The sequence below is a fragment of the Gordonibacter pamelaeae 7-10-1-b genome, assembly GCF_000210055.1.
Classification (GTDB): domain Bacteria; phylum Actinomycetota; class Coriobacteriia; order Coriobacteriales; family Eggerthellaceae; genus Gordonibacter; species Gordonibacter pamelaeae.
On sequence record NC_021021.1, the window covers coordinates 2,462,652 to 2,464,259 of the forward strand.

General features: G+C 63.7%; 3 protein-coding genes. 1 reads left to right on the plus strand and 2 read right to left on the minus strand.

Annotated features, from left to right (window positions below; translation table 11 throughout):
- The coding region (locus tag GPA_RS11490) for an S-adenosylmethionine:tRNA ribosyltransferase-isomerase (RefSeq protein WP_041239543.1) at positions 1 to 273 on the plus strand (273 nt) is incomplete at its 5' end.
- A 40-nt stretch (positions 274 to 313) separates the two neighbouring features.
- Here GPA_RS11490 and GPA_RS11495 read toward each other — a convergent pair.
- Together GPA_RS11495 and GPA_RS11500 are read right to left on the minus strand one after the other, a co-directional pair.
- Entirely contained in the window at positions 314 to 826 is a 513-nt protein-coding gene (locus tag GPA_RS11495; RefSeq protein WP_041239544.1) for a hypothetical protein, read from the minus strand.
- Between the two features lie 228 nt (positions 827 to 1,054).
- Positions 1,055 to 1,258 carry a cold-shock protein gene (locus GPA_RS11500; protein WP_015539962.1) on the minus strand — a complete coding sequence of 68 codons (204 nt, stop codon included), beginning with the start codon at positions 1,256 to 1,258 and terminating at the stop codon, positions 1,055 to 1,057.
- Positions 1,259 to 1,608 lie beyond the last annotated feature (350 nt).

The window sequence follows — 1,608 nt, forward strand, 5'->3', positions numbered from 1 at the left end:
ACCACGAGCGTGCGCAGCCTCGAGAGCGCCTGGGACGCCGAGGCGGGCGCCGTCACGCCCCGCGAGCGCGAGGCCACGTCGCTCTACCTCCTGCCCGGCAGCGAGTTCCACGTGGTGGACGCCCTCGTCACGAACTTCCACGTGCCCCGCTCCACCCTCATGATGCTGGTGAGCGCCTTCTCCACGCGCGAGCACATCATGGCCGCCTACCAGCATGCCATCGCCGAGCGCTACCGCATGCTCTCCTTCGGCGACGCCATGTTCATCTGCTAGCCGGCAGAGGCCGCTGCGCGACGTCGTGGCGGCCCCTGGCTCAATCCAGCCGTTCCAGCACCAGGCGCGCGGTCTCGCCCAAGGGCCGGCCGCGGTCGCGCTCGGCGAACAGGGGGCTATCGAACGCGATGGTAGCCGGCATGATCTTCGTGGGCTGCGACGGATCTTTAAACCAGTCGGTGCCCTCGTACGCCTCGGGAATACGGCTCGTATCGGCATCCAGGGGAAGGTACACCTCGTAGGCTGCCTCCTGGCCGGAGCCCTCCTCCCAGCCGTCGTGCCATCGGCGCACGAAGTCGGCGCGTCCCGACTCCTCGACGAGCCTGGCCAGCGTGACGCCGACATCGCACATGACAAGCGCCACCAAATGCGCGTTGCCGTCTACCAAGCAAGTGCGCCCCGCCGTCACGTTCACGATGAGAGCCTTGTCGCCACCGGCCGGGTACTCGCGATCCAGAAACGCGCGCACCCCCTCGGCGCGGATGGCGTCGCGGAACCGACGCAGCCGAGCGCGGGAGGCCTCGTCTTCCAGAAAGTGCGCGTGATGCCGCACCGCCCCCCACAAACTCTGTGCACGGCATGGTCATGACGTTGTCCATAACAACCCCTCTCGCCTTCTTGCCCTCATAGCCCCGCCCATTGCGCTTATGGTAGCGCGTCGCCTAGCCGCTCTCAACCAATCGAGCAGCAGCAAGAAACAAGCTGAAGGAAAATCTCGCTCCCGGCATAAAAAATGGCCCCGCACTGCGGGGCCATTTCGGCTTTTTTATGTGAGGTTGCTTTACGCCTTCGTCACGTTGCTAGCCTGGAGCTTGCCATTCTGGCCAGTCGTCACGTCGAACTGCACAGCCTGGCCTTCATCGAGGGTCTTGAAGCCGTCCATCTTGATCTCAGAGAAGTGGACGAAGAGGTCTTCGCCATCGTTCTGAGAGATGAACCCATAGCCTTTTTCGGGGTTGAACCACTTCACGGTACCTTCTGCCATTTTAAATCCTCTTTCCTCTCCTTGACCCTTCAAGGAGGCAACACTGCATGCTGCATGGCGGCAGCACTCGCCCTCACCTCGAGAGCACGAGAATACTATACGCTATCCAGAGAGAAAAAGGCTCGGGATTCTCGGTTTAGCCCGTTTTTTACCGTTTCGTAAGATACGGCCGCGCCCGCCGCAACCTCAGTCCTCGGGACAGGACGCCTCCAGTGCCTCGCACCGGGCAAGGGCCTCGGCGTAGGCGCACCGGTAGGCTTCGACCTCCGACTCGACAGACGCCAGCTCGGCCGGATCCAAGACGGCGGCACGCGCCTCCGCCGCATCGGCGAAGCGCCCTTCCTCGAGCG